1 protein-coding gene, 1 tRNA gene and 1 pseudogene are annotated in these 1282 nt (G+C 46.3%); 1 reads left to right on the top strand and 2 read right to left on the bottom strand.

Annotated features, from left to right (window positions below; translation table 11 throughout):
* Positions 1 to 11 precede the first annotated feature (11 nt).
* Positions 12 to 362 (top strand): annotated as a pseudogene (locus tag DWX91_RS16280) (Uma2 family endonuclease); the annotation flags it as partial.
* Between the two features lie 30 nt (positions 363 to 392).
* On the opposite strand, the gene DWX91_RS16275 reads toward DWX91_RS16280, so the two are convergent.
* Positions 393 to 1013 (bottom strand): flavodoxin family protein, encoded by a 621-nt coding sequence (locus DWX91_RS16275; protein ID WP_118539833.1) that lies wholly within the window; start codon positions 1011 to 1013, stop codon positions 393 to 395.
* A gap of 166 nt (positions 1014 to 1179) precedes the next feature.
* A tRNA-Gly gene (locus DWX91_RS16270) sits at positions 1180 to 1252 on the bottom strand.
* Positions 1253 to 1282 lie beyond the last annotated feature (30 nt).

Here is a 1282-nt window from a genome sequence, read left to right as displayed (position 1 = left end):
TTCCAGTAATCTTGAAATATAGGTATACCTATATTTCAAAAGATTACTGGAATTTGCCCGACGGGCAGCGTGCAGAGCTGATCGACGGGCAATTTTATAATATGGCACCTCCGAGCCGGATTCATAAGGAAATTTCCTACCAGATTTCCCGCCTTCTTGGAAATTATATCGAGTCCAACGGCGGAGAATGCCACGTTTATCCGCCTCCTTTCGCTGTCAATCTGGATGCGGATGATAAAGATTGGGTTGAGCCGGATATCTCTCTTATCTGTGATCCGAATAAATTGACCGACCGCGGCTGTTCCGGCGCTCCCGATCTCATTTTCGAAATCGTATCTCCATCCAGCCGGCGCATGGACTACCTTATCAAAAATGCTCTGACTCCCTTAAACTTACCGAATAAAATTCGTCGACGTCCGCTCCTCCTGTTCCGGAAGACCATATTCTTTCTTGCCAAGCTCGATGGACTTCATAAGAAATGTCATATTCTTTGCAAGCATCCGCATCGTCTGCTTGCCTTCCTCATCCATCTCTGCCTCCCCTTTCTCACAGCCGTGAATACTGTTCCAGTATCTGCTGGATGCGATCGGCATATTGCTGATGGTAAAAAATTTGTTCAATTCATCAAAAGTCGCTGAGCAGCCGCCTCTGCGTGCACAGACTACACTGGCACCCACCTTCATGCTCTTATCAAAGGACGTGCTGTAAAACAAGCGGTCAAGACAGGCAATCAGCGTCGCATTAGCCGATGCATAGTAGACCGGACTGGCAATCACCAGGCCATCCGCCGCCTCAAAGAGAGGTGCCAGCTCATTTACGATATCATCAAACACACATTTTCCAATTTCGCTGCACTGGTTACAGGCAATACAGCCCCGGATATCTTTATTTCCAATCTGCATGGTTGTTACCTCTACCCCACTATTTCGAAATACATTCTCCATTTCCCGGATGGCAATGGATGTGTTGCCGTTCACACGTGGACTTCCGTTTAGAATTAATACTTTGCTCATTTGGTTTCCTCCTTTTACTCTACGATACATTTATTCCAACAAATTGCTTTTAAACAGTCTGTAAGCGTATATATTGTCTTCAGGTGTCTACAACTGTCTACATAAAAATGAAAATGCAAAAAAGCGGAAACCCTGATGAATCAAAGCTTCCGCAATAATAAAAAAGAGCGCGAGACGGGACTCGAACCCGCGGCCTCGACCTTGGCAAGGTCGCGCTCCACCAACTGAGCCACTCGCGCATATTTGTAAGAATCGGGGTGACAGGATTC

This window comes from Clostridium sp. AF22-10, from assembly GCF_003478725.1.
GTDB lineage: Bacteria > Bacillota > Clostridia > Lachnospirales > Lachnospiraceae > Otoolea > Otoolea fessa.
This window is presented reverse-complemented; position numbering and strand designations above follow the sequence as displayed.